At 36.5% G+C, this 20559-nt stretch carries 23 protein-coding genes; 7 read left to right on the top strand and 16 right to left on the bottom strand.

Annotated features, from left to right (window positions below; all coding sequences use genetic code 11):
- Positions 1-54: 54 nt before the first annotated feature.
- The 4 genes from mmuM to EGX70_RS11110 all read right to left on the bottom strand — a co-directional run bounded on the left by mmuM (position 55) and on the right by EGX70_RS11110 (position 3641).
- On the bottom strand, positions 55-999 hold the full coding sequence (mmuM, locus tag EGX70_RS01220; RefSeq protein WP_000532341.1) for a homocysteine S-methyltransferase: 945 nt from the start codon (positions 997-999) through the stop codon (positions 55-57).
- Positions 1000-1003: 4 nt separating this feature from the next.
- The gene (locus EGX70_RS01215) at positions 1004-2380 is read right to left on the bottom strand and encodes an amino acid permease (RefSeq protein WP_000427480.1); all 1377 of its coding nucleotides are present in this window, start codon (positions 2378-2380) and stop codon (positions 1004-1006) included.
- A 129-nt stretch (positions 2381-2509) separates the two neighbouring features.
- Complete coding sequence (locus EGX70_RS01210; protein WP_000120090.1) at positions 2510-3160, bottom strand: HXXEE domain-containing protein; 651 nt, start codon at positions 3158-3160, stop codon at positions 2510-2512.
- A gap of 157 nt (positions 3161-3317) precedes the next feature.
- On the bottom strand, positions 3318-3641 hold the full coding sequence (locus EGX70_RS11110) for an HXXEE domain-containing protein (RefSeq protein ID WP_000959713.1): 324 nt from the start codon (positions 3639-3641) through the stop codon (positions 3318-3320).
- 271 nt (positions 3642-3912) lie between these two features.
- Between EGX70_RS11110 and EGX70_RS01195 the strand changes: the two genes are divergently transcribed.
- Positions 3913-4542, top strand: coding sequence for a TetR/AcrR family transcriptional regulator (locus tag EGX70_RS01195; RefSeq protein WP_000140673.1), 630 nt, complete (start codon positions 3913-3915; stop codon positions 4540-4542).
- Here the strand turns inward: EGX70_RS01195 and yihA are convergent.
- The 4 genes from yihA to EGX70_RS01170 form a co-directional block, all read right to left on the bottom strand.
- A complete protein-coding gene (gene yihA, locus EGX70_RS01190) occupies positions 4523-5119 on the bottom strand; it encodes a ribosome biogenesis GTP-binding protein YihA/YsxC (RefSeq protein WP_000796925.1) in 597 nt (198 codons plus the stop codon). The genes EGX70_RS01195 and yihA overlap by 20 nt on opposite strands.
- A 10-nt stretch (positions 5120-5129) precedes the next feature.
- Positions 5130-6356: an ATP-dependent Clp protease ATP-binding subunit ClpX gene (gene clpX, locus EGX70_RS01185; protein WP_000918412.1), complete on the bottom strand. Its 1227-nt coding sequence runs from the start codon at positions 6354-6356 to the stop codon at positions 5130-5132.
- 217 nt (positions 6357-6573) lie between these two features.
- Positions 6574-7068 (bottom strand): dihydrofolate reductase, encoded by a 495-nt coding sequence (locus EGX70_RS01175; protein WP_000166043.1) that lies wholly within the window; start codon positions 7066-7068, stop codon positions 6574-6576.
- A gap of 79 nt (positions 7069-7147) precedes the next feature.
- Positions 7148-7987, bottom strand: a complete 840-nt coding sequence (locus EGX70_RS01170; protein WP_000158597.1) for a thymidylate synthase — start codon at positions 7985-7987, stop codon at positions 7148-7150.
- A 153-nt stretch (positions 7988-8140) separates the two neighbouring features.
- On the opposite strand from EGX70_RS01170, the gene EGX70_RS01165 reads away from it, so the two are divergent.
- From EGX70_RS01165 to EGX70_RS01140, 6 genes are all read left to right on the top strand, one after another.
- The gene (locus EGX70_RS01165; protein WP_001873466.1) at positions 8141-9313 is read left to right on the top strand and encodes a hydroxymethylglutaryl-CoA synthase; all 1173 of its coding nucleotides are present in this window, start codon (positions 8141-8143) and stop codon (positions 9311-9313) included.
- A gap of 1 nt (position 9314) precedes the next feature.
- Positions 9315-10598, top strand: coding sequence for a hydroxymethylglutaryl-CoA reductase, degradative (locus EGX70_RS01160; RefSeq protein WP_123947839.1), 1284 nt, complete (start codon positions 9315-9317; stop codon positions 10596-10598).
- A gap of 91 nt (positions 10599-10689) precedes the next feature.
- Positions 10690-11139: a DUF1836 domain-containing protein gene (locus tag EGX70_RS01155; RefSeq protein ID WP_001039193.1), complete on the top strand. Its 450-nt coding sequence runs from the start codon at positions 10690-10692 to the stop codon at positions 11137-11139.
- Positions 11132-11788, top strand: a complete 657-nt coding sequence (locus EGX70_RS01150) for a hemolysin III family protein (protein WP_000910679.1) — start codon at positions 11132-11134, stop codon at positions 11786-11788. The genes EGX70_RS01155 and EGX70_RS01150 overlap by 8 nt, the downstream gene beginning before the upstream one ends.
- A gap of 86 nt (positions 11789-11874) precedes the next feature.
- Complete coding sequence (locus tag EGX70_RS01145; protein ID WP_000833762.1) at positions 11875-12789, top strand: diacylglycerol kinase family protein; 915 nt, start codon at positions 11875-11877, stop codon at positions 12787-12789.
- A gap of 100 nt (positions 12790-12889) precedes the next feature.
- Positions 12890-13744 carry a glutathione S-transferase C-terminal domain-containing protein gene (locus EGX70_RS01140; protein WP_000206683.1) on the top strand — a complete coding sequence of 285 codons (855 nt, stop codon included), beginning with the start codon at positions 12890-12892 and terminating at the stop codon, positions 13742-13744.
- A gap of 45 nt (positions 13745-13789) precedes the next feature.
- Here EGX70_RS01140 and EGX70_RS01135 read toward each other — a convergent pair whose 3' ends face one another.
- From EGX70_RS01135 to EGX70_RS01100, 8 genes are all read right to left on the bottom strand, one after another.
- Positions 13790-14008, bottom strand: a complete 219-nt coding sequence (locus EGX70_RS01135) for a DUF4649 family protein (protein WP_000594205.1) — start codon at positions 14006-14008, stop codon at positions 13790-13792.
- A gap of 67 nt (positions 14009-14075) precedes the next feature.
- Positions 14076-15071: a type 2 isopentenyl-diphosphate Delta-isomerase gene (gene fni / locus EGX70_RS01130; RefSeq protein WP_000184895.1), complete on the bottom strand. Its 996-nt coding sequence runs from the start codon at positions 15069-15071 to the stop codon at positions 14076-14078.
- Complete coding sequence (locus tag EGX70_RS01125; protein ID WP_000241520.1) at positions 15068-16060, bottom strand: phosphomevalonate kinase; 993 nt, start codon at positions 16058-16060, stop codon at positions 15068-15070. Before EGX70_RS01125 ends, fni begins: the two co-directional genes overlap by 4 nt.
- Positions 16053-16997, bottom strand: a complete 945-nt coding sequence (mvaD, locus tag EGX70_RS01120) for a diphosphomevalonate decarboxylase (RefSeq protein ID WP_000348826.1) — start codon at positions 16995-16997, stop codon at positions 16053-16055. Before mvaD ends, EGX70_RS01125 begins: the two co-directional genes overlap by 8 nt.
- Positions 16979-17857 carry a mevalonate kinase gene (mvk, locus tag EGX70_RS01115; protein WP_000659719.1) on the bottom strand — a complete coding sequence of 293 codons (879 nt, stop codon included), beginning with the start codon at positions 17855-17857 and terminating at the stop codon, positions 16979-16981. The genes mvaD and mvk overlap by 19 nt, the downstream gene beginning before the upstream one ends.
- A gap of 115 nt (positions 17858-17972) precedes the next feature.
- Positions 17973-19202, bottom strand: a complete 1230-nt coding sequence (locus EGX70_RS01110) for a HAMP domain-containing sensor histidine kinase (RefSeq protein ID WP_000489520.1) — start codon at positions 19200-19202, stop codon at positions 17973-17975.
- Positions 19202-19888: a response regulator transcription factor gene (locus EGX70_RS01105; RefSeq protein ID WP_001264422.1), complete on the bottom strand. Its 687-nt coding sequence runs from the start codon at positions 19886-19888 to the stop codon at positions 19202-19204. Before EGX70_RS01105 ends, EGX70_RS01110 begins: the two co-directional genes overlap by 1 nt.
- A 1-nt stretch (position 19889) precedes the next feature.
- Positions 19890-20516: a GTP pyrophosphokinase family protein gene (locus tag EGX70_RS01100; RefSeq protein ID WP_000449636.1), complete on the bottom strand. Its 627-nt coding sequence runs from the start codon at positions 20514-20516 to the stop codon at positions 19890-19892.
- Positions 20517-20559: the final 43 nt, after the last annotated feature.

The following is a 20559-nucleotide window of genomic DNA, read 5'->3' as shown; positions in this document are numbered from 1 at the left end:
AGTGGATTGAAAAAGGAAATCAAACTTACCCTAACCTTCTTCAAGATACTTTACTTATTTTAAATGTGCAGAGAGGTCAGCAATATCAGCTGGTCTAGTTCGGCAACAACCTCCGACAACTTGGGCGCCAAGTTTTTGCCAGTCACTTGTATTTTCAAGTAGGGTGTGTGAATGATCAGGGCTAGATTGCCAAGATTGGCTTGCCCCATCATAAACCTCTCCAGAGTTTGGATAGGTCACAAGAGGCTTGTTAGTCTGCTCTGCTATTGCTTGCAAGAAATCAGCAACTAACGATGGACTTGAACAGTTAATGCCCAGCGCCACGACCTGTGGGCTAACATCAATAGATTTCGCCAAGTCTGCAACAGCACTACCATCTGAGATGGTCTTACCATCTTGAGAGGTGAATGACATATAAGCCTCAACCTGAGGGAAATCCTCGGCAAGTAGCTCAATAAGAGCCTCAGCCTCCTGAGCGTTTGGAATGGTTTCAAGTGCCAGAATGTCAACACCCTCATCTAAAAGAAGCTCAATACGATGGCGATGGAAGTTTTTAAGACCTTGCTTATCAATATCGTAGAGTCCAGTGTACTCAGAGCCATCCGCTAAAAAGGCAGCGTAGGGACCAACATCCCCAGAAATCAAAGGATAGATTCTCTCTGATTTTTCTTCTTTTGTCAAACTTTTCCAAACTTGCTCACGCGCAGCTTTTGCCAACTGAACAGTCAAGCGAATCAAATCTTCTGCCTGACTTTCAGAGACACCAACTTGAGCTAGTCCTTGTAAAGTCGCCTGATAAGTTGATGTCGTCACAATATCAGCGCCAGCACGAATATAATCTTCATGAATGGTCTGAATAGCTGCTGGATCCTCAATCAGATATTTGGCTGACCAAAGTTTCCCAGAAACATCACAACCTCTACTCTCAAGCTCGGTCCCCAAGGCACCATGTAGGATGAGAGTTTTTTTACTCTCTAAAAGTTCTTTAAATCTTCCCATAAGATCACCATTTCTTGTAACGTAGTTTGTGATAAATATAGCAGAAAATAATAAATGGAACACCGAAGTAAAGCCCAGCACGTTGTGAGCTATCCCAAGCAATCCCTACAATCGAAATCAAGAGCAAAATGATTGTGATATAAGGGAGAACTGGTGTAAAAGGTGTTTTGTAAGACAAATCTTCTAGTTGATTCTCTTTCAAGAATTCCTTGCGGAAATTGATTTGTGCGACTGGAATGGCTAGCCATACGACAACAACAGCAAAGCCCGGGATTGAAACCAAGGCTAGATAAACTGTGTCTGCAGCGTAAATACTTGAAAAGAGCGACAGCACTGCTCCTGCCATTGACAAGAGAAGAGCACGCATTGGGACACCGTATTTATTGATTTTCACGACAGATTTTGACAACATACCTTCATTGGCAAGGGACCAGAGCATACGGCTTGATGCGTAGAGACCTGAGTTACCAGCAGACAGGATGGCTGTCAAGATAACAAAGTTCATGATATCCGCCGCAAAAGGGACTCCCATCTTGTCAAAGACATCAACGAATGGTGCTGTGGATACGCCTGCCTCTTTCATTGGCAATAGCGAAGCTAGGACAACAATTGTCAGTACAAAGAAAACAACCAAGCGACCGATTGTCGTTTTAATAGCCCTTGGCACAGCTTCTTTTGGATTATCCGTTTCACCTGCCGCAATACCAATCAACTCAGTACCAGAGAAGGCATAGTTAACAGCCAACATGACTGAGACAACTGCAACGATACCATTTGGAAAGTCACCATTGGCAGTCAGATGAGTGAAAAGAATAGCTTTGTGCTGACCTTCAAAGGAAACTAGACCAAACATAGCACCTAAGCCCAAGATAATAAAGATAATGATAGCAATAACCTTAATACTTGAGAAGAAAGACTCTGCTTCTGCAAAAAAGCGCACACTGAGAGCATTTAAGCCAAAAATCACAAGGGCAAAGAAAGAAGCAAATGTCCAAGCCGGCACATCTGGGAACCAGCGCTGCATGAGCATGGCAGCACCTAAAAATTCAGTTCCCAAGGCGACCGTCCAACAAATCCAATATAGCCAGGCAACAGTAAAACCTGTGCCAGGACTGATAAACTTAGTGGCATAAGTGTGGAATGACCCCGTCACCGGCATGGCAACTGCCAATTCACCAAGTGATAGCATGACCAAATAAACCACAACGGCACCAATCAAATAAGACAGCACAGCTCCAAGCGGACCAGCCTGTGCAATGGTATAACCTGAACTCAAGAAAAGCCCAGTCCCGATAACACCACCTAGAGATAACATAAAGAGATGACGACTGGTCATCTTACGCTGGAATTTACCTTCATCTTCATAACGATGATTTTCCATAACAACCTCCAAGAAACTAATACTTTTATCCTACCACAATCTAGTCGTATTGGGGAATAGGTATTAGCTATCATATATGATAAAGAAAAACTATTACAAAAAATCAGCGAATCATAAATAGCGGTAACCTTATTTTTTTATCCTTACAAAATTAATGACCTTATGAAAACGGTCCATTTGCCAAGGACTAATAATATAATTGGTCTTCTTATCCTTCAATAGCTGTACAGGTGCAATAATACTAGTTAGTACACAGACAATCAACATGATAAAACCACCTAGCCAATCTCCCCAAGTGAGCATTCCTTCTGCACTAGCTTGATAGATGTATGCGCAAGCTATTGGTACTAGGAGAAATACTGTCGTTGCTAGACCAGGATTATACCAAGTTTTAAGTTTAATATTCATCTGAAAACCATGACCCAAGAGCTGCGTTAGACTAAAGAACATGACTCCTAATCCAAGCCAATAAGCTTGAGGAAAAGCAATACTAGCAATGTAAAGCAACCAAGCAATAGTATTAACCAACATAATAGACTGAGTATTGCCTGGAAAACGATCCATCAGCTCTTCTTCATCATAAACAACATAGTTAATGATAGGTGATGCCCCACCGGGAAACTGATATTCTTCAAATTGATGCGCTAGAAGTGCCATAAAGTTAAAATACAATAGATAGTGAAGCATTGACCAGTCAGGTCTAAAAACAAGCAATATTACTGCTAAAATAATAAATAAAATTGCTCCAAAACGATACCAGTAATTTCTAAAATATGACATGATAATACCTCCTATTTAAACTGTGTTTCACGAAAATGTGTTAAAAATGGTTTTGAGCGTGAAAGATCAACATCACTAAATGCGTAATTTGAATGTCGACCTAAACGCTTATAGATTGGGGAACGAAAGGCTATAAAGTAGTTAAGAACAATCCATATCAGCCTAAAAACCAATCAAGTCCAGAATACAACTTCCAATCATGAGCTAAATAATAGACAGAAACAGGGACAAGACCTACTAAGGTCGTAAGAAGTCCTGGATTATACCACTTCTTCAAGGAAAGATTAAAAAAGAAAAGATGCATGGCAAGTTCTGCAAATGCAAAAATCATGACTGCAAGTGTTAAAAATGGTATATTGGGACAAAAAATCGGCAAAAGATAAACAATCACTGCAAACCACTGATTCCCGAAAAAGGCTAATAGATGGTTTAAGTCCCACTTACTAGTATCAGTTTCAACCGATTTAAGTTCAACTAGCATAGCGATAAGCGGAAAACCTCCAGGGAAACCAAATTCTTCGAAAAAGTGTAATTAAATAAAAAGTCCCGATATAAGTAGTGACTGCACTCGTAAATCCCAATTTCCAAAAAATAATGCTAAGGCAAAAAGAGAGGCAAGATAGGGACAAAAGAGGTACCATTTTGTTATCAATGTTTTCATAAGATGACCTCCAAGATTTGTGACATTTGATACCATATAGTATAATCAAGTGAACCTATAATATCAATACCTTTGGAGGTTTTATGCACAAATGACTGAAAGTGTGACAGTTAATAAAAAGAGAATAAAACAAATCACTCAAACACAAGAGGATATCTTAACAGCTTTTGGCCAACTTTTGGAAGAGTATCCCTATGAGAAAATTCAGATCAGCCAAATTGCCAAGAAATCTGGCTATGCTAGAAGGACCCTTTACCGACACTTTGACAGTCGAGATGACCTACTTACCCTTTTCATCGAAAGACTAACATTAAATCTCTTTAAGCAACTTGGTCAATTGGAACAAGCTACTTTTAGCCAAGTTTTCCAGAATTTTTTTAGTTATTGGTCTGATTATAAATCCCTTCTTCTCATTCTTAGAAAGAATGACCTACTCCCTCAATTTCAACAATCCTGGTTCCGACATATTGATTTGATAGAGTTAGGTCGTGGTGATTTATCTTCCAATACCTATGCTCAGCGATTTGCGATTGGTGGTATTTTCAGTGTTCTAATTGAGTGGATTCATCAAGACTGCCAAACAAGTATCGAAGAATTAACTCAAGTTTCCTTCGATATTATCAATCATTTAAAAAATAAAAAAGAGCTTTGCAGTAGTCTCAACAGCTACTGCAAAGCTCTTTTTGTCATAAACTCTCAAATTATAACTCAGATAAAATAGTATCCCATGATTCATCAAGACCTGTGCGGTCAACAGATGAAAAGACGATGAAATGGTCCTTTTTATCAAAGTTTAATTTCTTCTTAATAGACGACTCATGTTTATTCCACTTGCCACGAGGTATTTTATCTGCCTTTGTCGCTACAATAATTACTGGAATTTCATAGTACTTAAGAAATTCATACATTTGAATATCGTCCGCACTTGGATCATGACGAAAATCAACTAAACTAACAACAACACGAAGGTTATCACGTGTTACAAGGTACTCTTCAATCATCTTGCCCCACTTAGCACGCTCAGTTTTAGACACCTTAGCGTAGCCATATCCAGGGACATCGACAAAACGCAGTTTGTCATCAATGTTATAAAAGTTGAGTAGTTGTGTCTTACCTGGCTTACTCGACGTACGCGCTAGGTTTTTACGACCAAGAAGCGTGTTGATAAAGCTTGATTTACCAACATTTGAACGACCAGCGAGAGCAACTTCTGGGAGATCATCCTGAGGATAATGTGACTTGTTAGCTGCACTCAATAAAATAGACGCATTATGAGTATTTAAAAATTCTTCTGCCATCTCTATCTCCCTAAGCCGTCTCTAAAACAGGCTTGTCAGTACCCTCAACAGCAGCCTTTGTGATACGAACTTTTGTTACATCTTCTTGGCTTGGAATTTCAAACATGATATCAAGCATCGTTTCTTCAATAATAGAACGTAAACCACGTGCACCAGTCTTGCGCTCGATAGCCTTATCAGCGATAGCCAATAGAGCATCCTGATCAAATTCCAATTCTACACCATCATAAGATAATAAGGTTTGGTATTGTTTAACCAAAGCATTGCGTGGTTCTGTCAGAATACGAACCAGATCTTCTGCAGTAAGAAGTTCTAACGCTGCAACTACTGGTAAACGGCCAATAAACTCTGGAATCAGTCCAAACTTTTGAATATCCTCAGAAATTATCTCTTGCATATAAGAAGCGTTGTCATCAATTTTGCGGCTTGTCTGTCCAAAACCAATAATTTTTTCGCCTAAACGTTGCTTCACAAGGTCTTCAATACCATCAAAAGCACCACCGACAATAAAAAGGATGTTCTTGGTATTAATTTGAATCATTTCTTGGTTAGGATGTTTACGCCCACCCTGTGGGGGAACACTTGCTACCGTACCCTCAATAATTTTAAGAAGGGCTTGCTGTACACCTTCACCAGATACATCACGTGTGATAGAAACATTTTCGCCTTTCTTAGCAATTTTATCTATTTCATCAACGTAGATAATACCACGCTCAGCACGTTCGACATTATAATCAGCAGCTTGAATCAATTTAAGAAGAATATTCTCAACATCTTCTCCAACGTATCCTGCTTCGGTCAATGAAGTCGCATCTGCAATAGCAAACGGTACATTAAGGCTTTTAGCTAGTGTTTGTGCTAAGAAGGTTTTTCCTGAGCCAGTTGGACCAATCATCAAAATGTTGGATTTTTGCAAATCTACATCATCGTCACTACTCTCGGTATAACTAACACGCTTGTAATGATTGTAGACAGCAACTGCTAAAGCACGTTTAGCACGATCTTGCCCTACAACATATTGATTTAATATTTCTAATAGTTCCTTAGGTTTTGGTACTTCTGCTAAATCAGCAAGTACTTCCTCAGCTAATTCTTCCTTAATAATTTCTTGTGATAAGGCCACACATTCATTACAAATGAAAACACCATTACCTGCAATAATTTTTTTTACTTCATCTTGGCTTTTGCCACAAAATGAACAATAGACATTCATATCGTTATTACGATTCCCAGCCATTTTTTCCTCAACTTTTCTATTCATTTAATTTAAAATAAGGTTCCATAAAAGGCATGGATTGTGTTGACAAGGTTAGTGAAAGCATTCATCAAAAAAACCGTTCCTAATCCATATCTTTTTTTCTTTATAGCAGGAATTGCACATAAAACACAAATCACAGCTAAAAATGCGGTAAAGACCCCAAAAAGGCTACGTTGCATTGAATAGTATTCCTTCCTTATTTTTCAAAATATGTCACAGTAAAAGCATGAGCATTCTGCTCATCCTTTTCAAAATAATCTCTAGAGATAACTTTAAACTCAGATAGATTAACATCAGGAAAATAGGTATCACCTTTAAATTTTCCATGAACTTTAGTTTTTATGATTGCTTCACAATAAGGCAGAAATGCTTTATAAATACTTGCACCACCTACAATAAATAAGGTCTTATTATGTTCCTGAAACCATTTTATAACTTGTTCAACACTATTTAGGACTGTCACTCCATCTGCTTGGAATTGTTCATCTTTTGTTAAGATGATTGTCTCTCTACCAGGTAAAACACGACGGTTCATTCCATCAAAGGTCTTTCGTCCCATAAGCAAAGCCTGCCCCATGGTCGTTTCTTTGAAGTGATGTAACTCTTTAGGAAGCCTCCATGGTAAACCGCCATTAACTCCAATCAAATGGTCTTCATCTTCAGCCCAAATGGCAATTATTTGCTTTGTCATGACTTTTTTCCTCACTAACTTATCTCTAGATATTCTAACAAATTTTACCTCAAATTGCTTGTTAAAAAACATGAGATAGTTAGATTGCTAAATCAAAACGTAATTGAGGTTTAATTGGGTCATAATCAACTAACGCAAAATCATCTGGTTTAATATCAAAAAAGTCTGTTCCATCTGGAACATTCAATACTAGTTTGGGGTTACACTCAGACGGTTGGCGTTTTAAGAGTTCCTGAGCTTGTTCAAACTGGTTATCATAAATATGAAGATTATTGATAAAATAGAAAAACTTCCCAACTCTCCAACCAAAATGCTTTGCAATCATCATCTGAAGTGCTACATACTGCATAGCATTAATATGATGTGCAACTAACATGTCATTAGAACGTTGTGTTAATGTGGCATCCAAATAAAGCTCACCATTAACGCGTCTCACATCAAACATCGTTTGAAAAGCACAAGGTAGTAGGCCTTCTGTTTCTTCAAATGCTTCATAGTCCCATAATGAAATAACATTACGACGATTCCAAGGGTTATCTTCAAGCTGTTTTAAGAGTTTTGATATAATATTATGTTTTTTAACAACTGCACCGTAGCGCTGACCTATCGTGCCAGTATGGCCAACTTCCCAATCATTCCAGTATGTCACACCATATTTATCATTCAAAACTACTAAATCATTTGTCTGATCTTGATAAATCCAGAAAATTTCTTTAATAGCAGATTTTATTGGAATTGGACGTAGAGTTGTAATAGGAAATTCACCCTTTGATAAATCATACTCTGCAAAGGCACCTGTAATATACTTAGAATTAGCCATTTCCCCATTTTTATATCTAGGTCTGGCTTGCTCGCTAAATACACCTTCAGACATAATTTTCGTGATATTGTCTTTAAATAATAAATCGGCTTTTGTCATGAGATACCTCCAAAGTCTTATTTTATCAGATTTTTAAAAGATATTCTAGTGAGAAACAAGACTTTGAAGGTTAAAGCTTTTTTTCATATTTTTAGCTTCTTTATGGTAAAATGGAATTTAGCAAAAATGACTTTTATTCAGAAAGGTTTACCAATGAAAATAGGAATTGATAAGATTGGTTTTGCAACCAGTCAATATGTCCTTGAAATGACTGATTTGGCTATTGCTCGCCAAGTTGACCCTGAAAAATTCAGCAAGGGATTATTGTTAGATTCACTTAGTATTACGCCAGTTACAGAAGATATCGTTACACTTGCAGCCTCTGCAGCTAATGATATTTTATCTGATGAGGACAAAGAAACTATTGATATGGTGATTGTCGCTACAGAATCAAGTATCGATCAGAGTAAGGCGGCTTCTGTCTATGTACATCAACTTTTAGAGATTCAACCTTTCGCAAGGTCATTCGAGATGAAAGAAGCATGCTATAGCGCAACTGCTGCTCTTGATTACGCTAAATTACATGTAGAAAAACATCCAGATTCTAAAGTATTAGTGATAGCTTCAGATATTGCTAAATATGGCATTAAATCTACTGGAGAATCCACTCAAGGTGCAGGCAGTATCGCTATGCTTATTAGTCAAAACCCATCCATTCTAGAGCTAAAAGAGGACCGTCTAGCGCAAACCCGTGATATTATGGACTTTTGGCGACCAAATTATTCTGATGTTCCTTATGTTAATGGCATGTTTTCAACAAAACAATATCTAGATATGCTAAAAACTACTTGGAAAGAATATCAAAAACGTTTTAATACTAGTCTAAGTGACTATGCTGCTTTTTGTTTCCATATCCCTTTTCCAAAATTAGCTTTAAAGGGCTTTAATAAAATTCTAGATAATAACCTAGATGAACAAAAGAAAGCTGAACTACAAGAAAATTTTGAGCACTCTATTACTTATAGTAAGAAAATTGGAAATTGCTATACTGGCTCATTGTATCTAGGACTTCTATCGTTACTAGAAAATAGTCAAAATTTAAAAGCAGGTGATCAAATTGCCTTCTTTTCATACGGTAGCGGAGCTGTTGCTGAAATTTTTACCGGTCAGTTAGTAGACGGCTACCAAAATAAACTTCAGAGCGATCGTATGGATCAACTCAATAAACGTCAAAAAATTACAGTAACTGAGTATGAGAAACTCTTCTTTGAAAAAACAATCCTAGACGAAAATGGAAATGCCAACTTCAACACCTACCGTACTGGCACTTTTTCTCTAGACTCTATTTGCGAACATCAACGTATCTACAAGAAAATTAATAATTAATATGACAAAAATTTCCTGGACAGGATTTTCAAAAAATTCCCCTGAAGAACGCATTCATTACCTTGAAGAACAAGATTTTTTAGCTGATTCTTCCCTAGAAATAGTGACGAATCAGGACTTACTCTCTTTATCACTAGCCAATCAAATGGCTGAAAATGTCATCGGTAGAATAGCCTTACCGTTTTCACTTGTCCCAGATGTTTTGGTTAACGGTAAAGTCTATCAAGTCCCATATGTCACTGAAGAACCGTCAGTTGTTGCTGCTGCAAGTTTTGCTGCTAAAATTATAAAACGATCTGGTGGTTTTCTGACAACCGTCCATAATCGTAAAATGATTGGACAAGTAGCCCTTTATGATGTACAAGATAGTCAACACGCTAAAGAATCTATATTAAATCAAAAACAGCAATTATTAGAAATAGCCAACGCTGCTCATCCATCAATAGTCAAGCGTGGAGGCGGTGCTTGCGATCTAACTATTGAGATTAAAGAAGGCTTTTTGATTGTTTATCTTATGGTCGATACAAAAGAAGCCATGGGTGCTAATATGGTTAACACCATGATGGAAGCATTATCTTCGCCATTAGAAGACATTTCAAAAGGCAAAAGCTTAATGTCAATTTTATCTAACTATGCTACTGAATCTTTAGTGACTGCTACATGCCGAGTTGATTTAAGATTTCTAAGTCGCCAAAAAGAGGAGGCCATCAAGTTAGCTCAAAAAATGACGATGGCAAGTCAATTAGCTCAAGTAGACCCTTATCGTGCTAGCACACATAATAAAGGTATTTTTAATGGCATTGATGCTATCGTCTTAGCTACTGGAAATGATTGGCGAGCTATTGAAGCTGGAGCGCATACCTATGCTGTCAAAGATGGACAATATCGAGGATTATCTAAATGGTCTTATAAGGTTGATGATAATTTTCTAGAAGGTACTCTGACGCTACCGATGCCTGTTGCAACAAAAGGTGGATCCATCGGTATTAACCCTAGTGTCCAACTAGCTCACGATCTACTAGGTCGTCCTAATGCTAAAGAGTTGGCAAGTATTGTTCTTTCGATTGGACTAGCTCAAAATTTTGCGGCTCTTAAGGCATTGGTTAGCACAGGAATTCAAGCTGGTCACATGAAACTTCAAGCAAAGTCGTTGGCACTACTTGCTGGAGCTAAAGAAGAACAAATTTCAGAAGTCGTTAAACAGCTTCTAGACTCTAAACACATGAATCTAGAGACAGCACAGAAAATTGTCAATAAACTTACTAAAAGTAAAAAAAGAATTTGAGAAAAATCATCTCAAATTCTTTTTTTACTTGACTTGAATTTCCATAAGTGTATAATCTAGTTATAAAAACTAGATTATATGGAGTTTTAAAATGAATAAAAATCAATACCCAAAATGGGAAGAATTACCTGAACTAGATCTGTATCTTGACCAAGTACTTCTCTATGTGAATCAATTAATTAATCCTAAAACAATAACTAACGATAAACTACTCACCGCTTCTATGATCAACAATTATGTCAAACATAATTATATATCCAAACCTATTAAAAAAAAATACAATCGCCGTCAAGTAGCACGATTGATTGTTATTACAGCTTTTAAACAAGTTTTTGCTATTCAAGAAATCAGTCAAACATTAGAAATTCTGACAGCTGACAATCATTCTGAGGAAGCATATAACGGATTTGCTGCTTGTATGAACAAAGAAGAGGTTCACGATTTACCACCAGTTGTCATTAGTGCCTGTCAGACGTTGAACCTTTATCAAGAAACACAAAAATTAGTTTTAGAACTAGGAGGAAAAAATAAAAATGCTTAAAGAAATGTCTATCAAATTAAGTCCTCAACTTTCCTTTGGCGAAGAGCTTGCAAATAGTATCACTCACGCTGTAGGAGCTTTGCTTATGCTAATCCTATTACCAATCACCGCTGTCTATAGTCACAACCACTTCGGATTACAAGCAGCACTTGGTACCTCAATATTTGTCACTTCATTATTTTTGATGTTTTTATCATCAAGTATTTACCACTCCATGACTTATAGCAGTCTCCAAAAATATGTTCTACGCATGATTGATCACTCTATGATTTATATTGCTATTGCAGGTAGTTATACTCCTGTCGCATTGTCACTTATTGGCGGCTGGTTAGGATATCTCATCATTTTTTTACAATGGGGGATTACATTATTTGGTATCCTTTATAAAATCTTCGCTCCCAAAATCAATGATAAATTTAGCCTTGTACTTTACCTCATTATGGGATGGCTGGTTATCTTTATTTTCCCTGCTATTATCACAAAAACTGGACCAGCTTTTTGGGGATTACTCTTGGCTGGTGGTATTTGCTATACTATCGGTGCACTCTTTTATGCTCGCAAACGTCCTTATGATCACATGATTTGGCACCTTTTCATTCTATTAGCTTCTATTTTACAATACATTGGAATTGTCTACTTCATGCTATAAAATTTAACTACATTTTATTGATTATTTTTTTGCTAAAACATGATATAATAATAATCATCTAAATCTTAGAGAGAAGGCGTGGACATATGAAAAGTGCTTATATCTTTTTTAATCCAAAATCTGGTAAAGATGAACAAGCATTGGCACAAGAAGTAAAATCTTATTTAATAGAACATGATTTTCAAGACGATTATGTTCGTATCATTACACCTTCATCTGTTGAGGAAGCTGTCGCCTTAGCAAAAAAAGCATCAGAAGACCATATCGACTTGGTTATTCCTTTAGGGGGAGATGGCACTATTAATAAAATCTGTGGTGGTGTCTACGCTGGTGGTGCTTATCCTACTATCGGACTAGTACCTGCCGGGACCGTCAATAACTTTTCAAAAGCTTTGAACATCCCACAAGAGAGGAATCTCGCTCTTGAAAACCTTCTAAACGGTCATGTAAAGTCCGTAGATATCTGTAAAGTTAACGACGATTACATGATTAGCAGTTTAACACTTGGGCTCCTTGCTGATATTGCTGCTAATGTCACTTCTGAAATGAAGCGTAAATTAGGACCTTTTGCTTTCGTAGGTGATGCCTACCGTATATTAAAGCGTAATCGATCATATTCTATTACTCTTGCTTACGATAATAATGTACGGTCTTTACGCACGCGGTTACTACTTATTACCATGACCAATTCGATTGCCGGTATGCCAGCCTTCTCTCCAGAAGCAACAATTGATGATGGACTTTTTAGAGTCTACACTATGGAACATATTCACTTCTTCAAATTATTGTTGCATCTAAGACAATTTCGTAAGGGAGATTTTAGTCAAGCAAAGGAGATAAAACATTTTCATACCAATAATCTGACTATTTCAACTTTTAAACGTAAAAAATCAGCTATCCCTAAAGTTCGTATTGATGGCGATCCAGGTGACCAATTGCCTGTAAAAGTTGAAGTCATCCCTAAAGCCTTAAAGTTTATCATTCCTAACTCATTACCATAATATAAAAGGACCTAGACATAAGTATTAGAGTAAATACTATCTGTCTAGGTTCTTTTTTGTTATACTTAAAGCAATAAATATCATTGAAAGGAAGTATACGATGACAACATTTACTGCTAAATTTATTGACCAAGAGTGGGAAGTCCCAGTAGAATCAGGTCGCTACCATATGATTGTTGGGGAATTTTGTCCTTATGCACAACGTCCGCAGATTGCACGCCAACTGCTTGGTTTGGATAAACATATTTCTATCAGTTTTGTGGATGATGTTCCAAGTGATATAGGACTTATTTTTAGCCAACCAGAACAGGTTACTGGTGCTAAGTCGCTTCGTGATATTTATCATTTGACTGACCCGACCTACAAAGGTCCTTATACTATCCCAATTTTAATTGACAAGACTGATAATCGTATTGTCTGTAAGGAATCTGCAGATATGCTTCGACTTTTTACTACAGATTTCTCTGATTTGCATCAAGAGGATGCTCCTGTCCTTTTCAGCCAAGAAACTGCTTCACTTATTGATAATGATATTAAAGACATTAATAATAACTTCCAAAGCTTAATGTATAAGTTAGCTTTTCTTGATAAACAAGCAGATTATGATACTTATAGTAAGGAATTCTTCACTTTTCTAGATCAAAAAGAACACTTACTAGGACAACGTCCTTTCTTGCTCGGAGATAATCTAAGTGAGGTTGATATTCATTTCTTTACACCATTAGTCCGCTGGGATATTGCTGGGCGTGATCTTCTACTACTTAATCAGAAAGCGCTAGAAGACTACCCAAATATTTTTTCTTGGGCTAAAACTTTATACAATGACTTTAATTTAAAAACATTAACCAATCCACAATCCATAAAAAATAACTATTACTTAGGCAAATTTGGAAGAGCTGTTCGTCATCATACCATCGTACCAACAGGTCCAAATATGGTAAAATGGGAAAAATAAAGCTAAAAAGCTAAGGCAATTCACAGCCTTAGCTTTTTAGCTATACTAGTCCAAAGTGGACCAATCAAATTCAATAAAAGTCTTGAAGAGATCTCCATAAGTACCACTATAAGCAATATTTTTATCTTTATAAGTCATTTTCGTAATAGGATAATTATCAGGAACAGTAACACATCCCATTAAAACTCGAATAAAATCATTTGGATTTTCAAAAACTTGGCATCGCTCAGTGTCGTAAGCATCTTCATAATACAGTTTAATCATCTTATTACCTCTGACGTTTTACAAGGAAACTTTGACAGGAAGCTATATCTACTTCACAAAAATAATATCATTTAGCATTGGCTTCCTTCAATTGACCATACAATATATAATTGACTTGTCGTAAATCAGTTATTTTTTTACAATTCAGTGCACACATTATCATTCTTAAATCTTCTTTCCAAGAATTGAGAATTGCAATAACATCATCTACAGGATAACGCTCAACTAATTCTAAAACTGTTCTAGAAAGTCCAACAGCTTTAGCACCCAACACTAAACATTTTACCATATCTAAAGGATGACGAATGCCACCAGATGCTAGGATATCCATTTTGTCCATCATAGATTGAGCGTTTATTAAAGATTGAGCTGTTGTTTGCCCCCAGGTATTGAGATACGAACGGTCGCGTCCACGTTGATTTTCGATGTAAGCAAAACTAGTCCCCCCACGCCCCGAAATATCTACAGTTGTGATACCTATATCGTAAGCATCCTTTATTGATTGTAAATCCATCCCAAAACCAACCTCTTTTAAGATAAGTGGGCATTGGATATTGTCGACGTATTCTTTTAAGTGAGAACGCCACATGTGAAATTCACGCTCTCCTTCAGGCATCAAAAGTTCTTGCATCACATTAACATGAACTTGTAAAAAAATGGGGTTCATAGCCTTAACGGTTGACTCTGCTGCTGGTAAAGGCTTGTCTAACCCTATATTTGTCGCCAGTTTTAAATCAGGATACAAGTCTGTTGTTGGGTAGGAATCATCTTCATCGTTTTTGAGAGCTGCCGAATATGAACCTGTCGCCATAACAATCCCTGTAGCTTGAGCAACCTGTGCCAATTTATGATTGACTGCTTTCCCTTTTTCACTACCTCCTGTCATAGCATTGATATAAAAAGGAAATTCAAAGCTTTGACCAGCAAAATGTGTTGATAAATCGATATCGTTGACATTATATTTTGGTAAGGATGAATGTATTAACTCAATATCGTCAAAACTATTATAAGGCGACTGATATTTAAGAGCATATTTTATGTGATCATCTTTTCGATTTGTCATGACAATGTCTCCTTACTAAGTAGTTCAATACCAGCACTCTCCCAACGCTTGATTAGAGTTTGATTATCATTTTTATTAAAGGATATGGCTATACCACAATCGCCTCCTCCAGATCCTGAAGATTTTGTGACTATATCTAGGCCTTTGCTTGCCTCTTTAAGCTTTTGAAGTTTATCGGTGTAAATAGATGGATGAAGATTAAATAATAACAAGCTAATTTCTTCTAAACATCTCTTAATCGCTTCTTTATCTCCTTCTTTAAAGGCTGAAAGTAACTGGACAACTTGATAATTTGTATCATCTAAAAAACGCTGCGTAATAGTTGATTTAACTATATTTATCATTTCTTTTGAAATGGACGGTTGCATTGTCCATCCCACTAAAAAATCCATCTCCAATGAAGCTTGTATTTTGGTAATACGATAACCCCATTCAGCTTCCAATACTTGTTCCAAGGGTTTTGTTTCAATCATTTTTGAAACAGCCCTACGATCAAAAGCTGAATAAGAAATTAAATGCTCATAAGCAATACAAGCAATATCTCCCATTGAGCCATTATCACCTCTTTTTAAGAGAACGTAGGCAGATAATTTAAAAAGCAAGTCGCTTGGCATCTCTATCTCATAAAGCGCAGCCATAGCTTTAATAGTCAAAACGACAACACTTCCGCTAGAGCCTATACCAAATTTAAGTCCATAGCGCTCTAATTTTCCCGTAATTTCGAGGTGAATCGGTTTTATGTTTTTGCCAAAATTAATCAACCATTCTTCCATAAGCAATATCGTTTCCTGAATGAGACTATATTGCTTATCAGGCTGCAAGCTTGCCGTATAGTTAAACATATCAGAATAAAGGCTGTAGTTATCTGCAAAAGTAGCTAATGCAGTCATATAAATAGGAATGTTCTTTAAAATAGCTACTTGTCCAGGATACAGTATCGCGTATTCACCTGCAATATATAATTTGCCACCTGTTTGCACCTTAACCATCTGCTAATTCCTTTGTCGTTGAAACAATAATACGATAATCTTTCTCCAAGATAGCAGCTAATGCCTCAAGGTCTTGACGTAAGCAAAGTACTTTAACATTTGGACCCGCATCCATCGTATAATAACATTCATGACCTTTTTCGCGAAGTTTCTTCACAACATCCATAGCTTTATATGTCTCTTCTGTCAAATATGAAAAGGCTGGAGTTGCTGTTTTAGTTGTTGAGTGCATTGCAAGTGCATTACGCTCTGTCAGTTGACCTACCTTTTGAAAATCATTATTTTTTAGGTATACTAACATATCTTGATAGTCTTGTTCAGATTGCCTTACCCATTCATTAAAAGTCGTTGAGGTTTCGGTGCAGATTTTCATACCTTCACGGCTTGAAATCGGCTTTCTTTTGTCATTTAAGACCAGCATAATCATAGCTAAATCTAAATCAGTGTGAACTTTATAGATATCACCACTATCTTTATCCCAAGCAGCAACAGGTCCAAAAAAAGAGCGTGAAGAAGAGCCTGAAGCAAACTTGGCTTCTTGAGCTAACTGTGATTGGCTAAGGTTAGTACCAAAAAAATCATTGCAAGCCTTTACTAAGGCTGATAAACCACTTGATGACGATGATAAGCCTGCAGCTGTTGGCATATTATTAGTTGTTTCAATCTTTACAAAGCCGGACTTATTTTGTCGAAAGCGATCCAAGATAGCTGACATTTTGTCATGTTCATGATCATTTTGAAGAACACCAGAGATGTAAAATTCATCTTTCTTAGCATCCTTCCCAAGGGTAGTCAAACGTGTTTCAGTGTACATGTTTTCAAGTGTTAGAGAAATACTACTGGTAGCTGGAATCATTTTTTCAGCATCTGCTTTTCCCCAATATTTGATAATAGCAATGTTAGCATAAGACTTAACACTTATACTTTTTCCGTCCATGTGTTGACAGCTCCTTCTCTTTCTAATTGCTGACTTAAGCGCTCAGCTTCTCTTTTTTCTTTTACAAGTGCGATAATACAACCACCTAATCCGCCGCCACTCATTTTAGCGCCTAGAGCACCACAACTAATAGCTACCTCTACCAGATGATCAGCTTCTAAACTTGAGACACCCAATTGTTTTAAACTTTGATGCGCTTTAGTCATCAAGCTACCAAGTTGTTTGGAATCACTTTTATGAATAGCATCCTCTGATGCCTCTGCTAAATAACCTAATTCTTTTAAAAAGGGTAGTACTGCCTCGCCAGATGATTTCACCTTATCCACTGCTTCTTTAGTATGCCCATGAATTCCTGTATCAGCAATAACTAAATAAGCATTCAAATGCATGGGTACTGTTGAAAAACCAATATTGCGGATAAATTTAATAGTATTTTCACTAAGACAAGTTTTTGCATCTAATCCACTCGGATTTGAATGTGCTATCATTTCTGCTCGATTAACAAGGCATTCTAACAAATCTGCCTCCAAATCTTCATCAAAATAATCAAAAACTGCACGAATAGCTGCAATAGCAACTGCAGCTGATGATCCCATACCACGTCTTTCTGGGACTTGTGACTCAATATGATATGCAATTTTAGAAGAAGTTTTACCTAAATAGTCCAAGGCAGCAAAAATGGCTGTCGACAAAGGATCAGTCATATCTAATGCTATTAATTGAGGAGCCTCTTCAATAAGGCAAGTTACTTCAATATTTTTTAAAGGAATAGCAATGGCTGGATAACCATATACTACTGAGTGCTCACCCATCAAGATAATCTTGCTATGAGCCTTTCCTATACCAAACTTTTCTTTCATCTTTTTCTCTTTACAATTCTATTACCTTACTATTTTAATATAAATCCTTAAAAAAAGCGACTTTAACGTGATAATAACATAAATTAAAGGAACTACAATTGCAGTCCCTTTAATCTTAAATGTAAATGACAAAGGTAATGGTATCATGTTTATAATTCACATCGATACTTCCTTTAAATAGATGCACCAAACTAGTTACGATAGAAAGACCAATACCATATCCCGATTTTTTGTTATTATGTGACTCATCCTCTCGATAAAATCGTTCAAAAAACTTGCTATAGTCTATGTCTTTACCATTCTTATAAGTATTTGAAACTTCAAGCTTAGCTCGTCTCAAACGACTTGAACGTGATAACTTAACTGTCACAGTCCCCATCGGATCACAATACTTATTAGCATTATCAACCAATAATGTAACCAATTCAAATAATGATTTTTCTTCAGCTTTGACATGAATACCTGGTTGGATACTCATTATAAAATCTTTACCATCTTTAATGATTGGACCTTTAAAATCTTCTGCAGCATCTTTTGTAATATGTGAAAAGTCTAAGTCAACCATACTTATATCAGGCTGTTCTTCAAAGCGGGCAAGACTGACCATGCCATTAATTAGACCCGTTAAACGTTGGATTTGATCATTTGTAGATTTAGTCCACTCTGATTCACCACTCATCATTTCCACCAATTCATTATTAGCGGAGATGATAGCAAGTGGAGTTTTTAGTTCATGTCCTGCATTGGTAATAAAACGCCTTTGCTTTTCATAGTTAGCAACAAATGGTAAGATAACTCTCCCTGATAAAACTGAAACAATTACCATGAAGACGATAAAACTTGCCAAGGACATCCATATTGAAAGTTGCAATAATCTTTGATTATCAAGATATTGGTTGGTTGTATCTAAAAATACCACTAAATAATCATTTTTACCAACCTTTTTTAGTAGATAAGAATAAGTACTAAAATTATAGGTAATATGACCTGAATCACTATTTTGTGATACGATACGCTTGGCATAATTTTTTATTTGCCTATCGCTTACTTCAAAGATATTTCTAGAATCAAAACTAGTCACGTTACCTTTTGCATCTGTTCGCGCACTGAAATAACGGAATTGGAAAATAGCGTCCGTTGATAGGTCATCACCTAATTCTTTACTAAATTCAAGTTTATTCGGTATACGTCCATTGTTGTCTGCAAGGATAGTTAACACACGATAAATTTCATTCTTCGTTTGATAGTGATTAGCAGAGTTGAGGACACCGACTACTGAAAATAAAACAACAAGAATAGCTAGCGCAGCTATTCCGATAAAACGAAGTCGTAAATTTCTAAACATTAGCCACCATTTATTTCACTTAATTTATAGCTACTACCTTCTTGACCAATAATCTCCAAGTTAGCACTAATTGCCTGCAATTTTTGTCTCAAATAAGAAACATAGATAAAGACGTATCCCTCATCTACATCTTCTTGGTCCTTATCTGCTCCCCAGACATGTTCGAAAAGTTGTTGTGTAGATAATTCTTTATCATGGTTCAACATGAAAAATGCTAACATTTTAGCTTCTTTACCCGCTAGACGAATAGTGTTTTCACATTGCAACTCTTGTTCACCGACTGATAAGGTTACTCTTCCCAATGACAATACATTAGGTGTGAAATCTTCCAATCTTCGGGACATAGAGCGAAGCCTTGCTAATAATTCTTTTAGAGAGAAGGGTTTTGTTAAATAATCATCTGCACCAGCATCTAGACCTGTTACTCTATCATCAATTTCTGCCATGGCTGTTAGCATAATAATGTGAGATTTATTTCCTGATTGTCTAATTTCTTTGACAGCCTCAACACCTGTTTTAACAGGCATCATGACATCCATAACCATGACATCATATGCATTTTGATTAGCTAAATCAATAGCAGTCTGACCATCGTAGGCGACATCAACAACATAACCTTGGTGACTAATTGCCGTACTAAGGACACGTGACATCTGTTCTTCATCTTCTGCAATTAATACTCTCATTTTATTCCTTCTTTGTTCCACTCTCTATCAATTGACGAATCGTTTGCATCGTTAAATCAACAGATGCCATTTCATCAGCACAACGTTTTAATTCTCTTACAATTCGTTCGGGATTTTCAATATCATGCTTGTATTTCATCTGATGTTCTAAACTAGCCCAAGAATCTTGCGCAATTGTACGCAACTGAATCTCAATGTAATATTTACCTTCTGAATTACCCAAACAGTCTGGATAGGGAGTATCAATTTCTAAAATCACATGGTAAGAGCGATACCCATTTGGCTTAACATGCTGGATATAGTCTTTTTCAACTACAATACGACAATCATCAAATGACTTAATACGTTCTACAATTTGATAAATATCGTTAACAAAACCACAAATAATACGGACTCCAATACTATCTCTAATAGCTTTTAGTGCAGAATCTACTGTTACAGGTAACTGTTTACGACGACATTTCTCTATCATACTATCTGATGTCTTAATACGACCAATGATATGTTCGTACAATTTATAGCCTGTTTCAACCTTAGCTTTATCATTTTCTAATTGTATACGCTGGCTGAAATCTTCTAAAATTAATGGTAGATATCGACCATAATCTCCATAAATATTTGTTTCCATAAGAAACCTTCCTATTCTCTCTTAAGCTCCATTATATCATAGA

The sequence above is a fragment of the Streptococcus sp. FDAARGOS_522 genome (assembly GCF_003812445.1).
Lineage (GTDB): Bacteria > Bacillota > Bacilli > Lactobacillales > Streptococcaceae > Streptococcus > Streptococcus agalactiae.
Note: the sequence above shows the minus strand (reverse complement) of the source record. Positions and strands in the feature narration are given on the sequence as shown.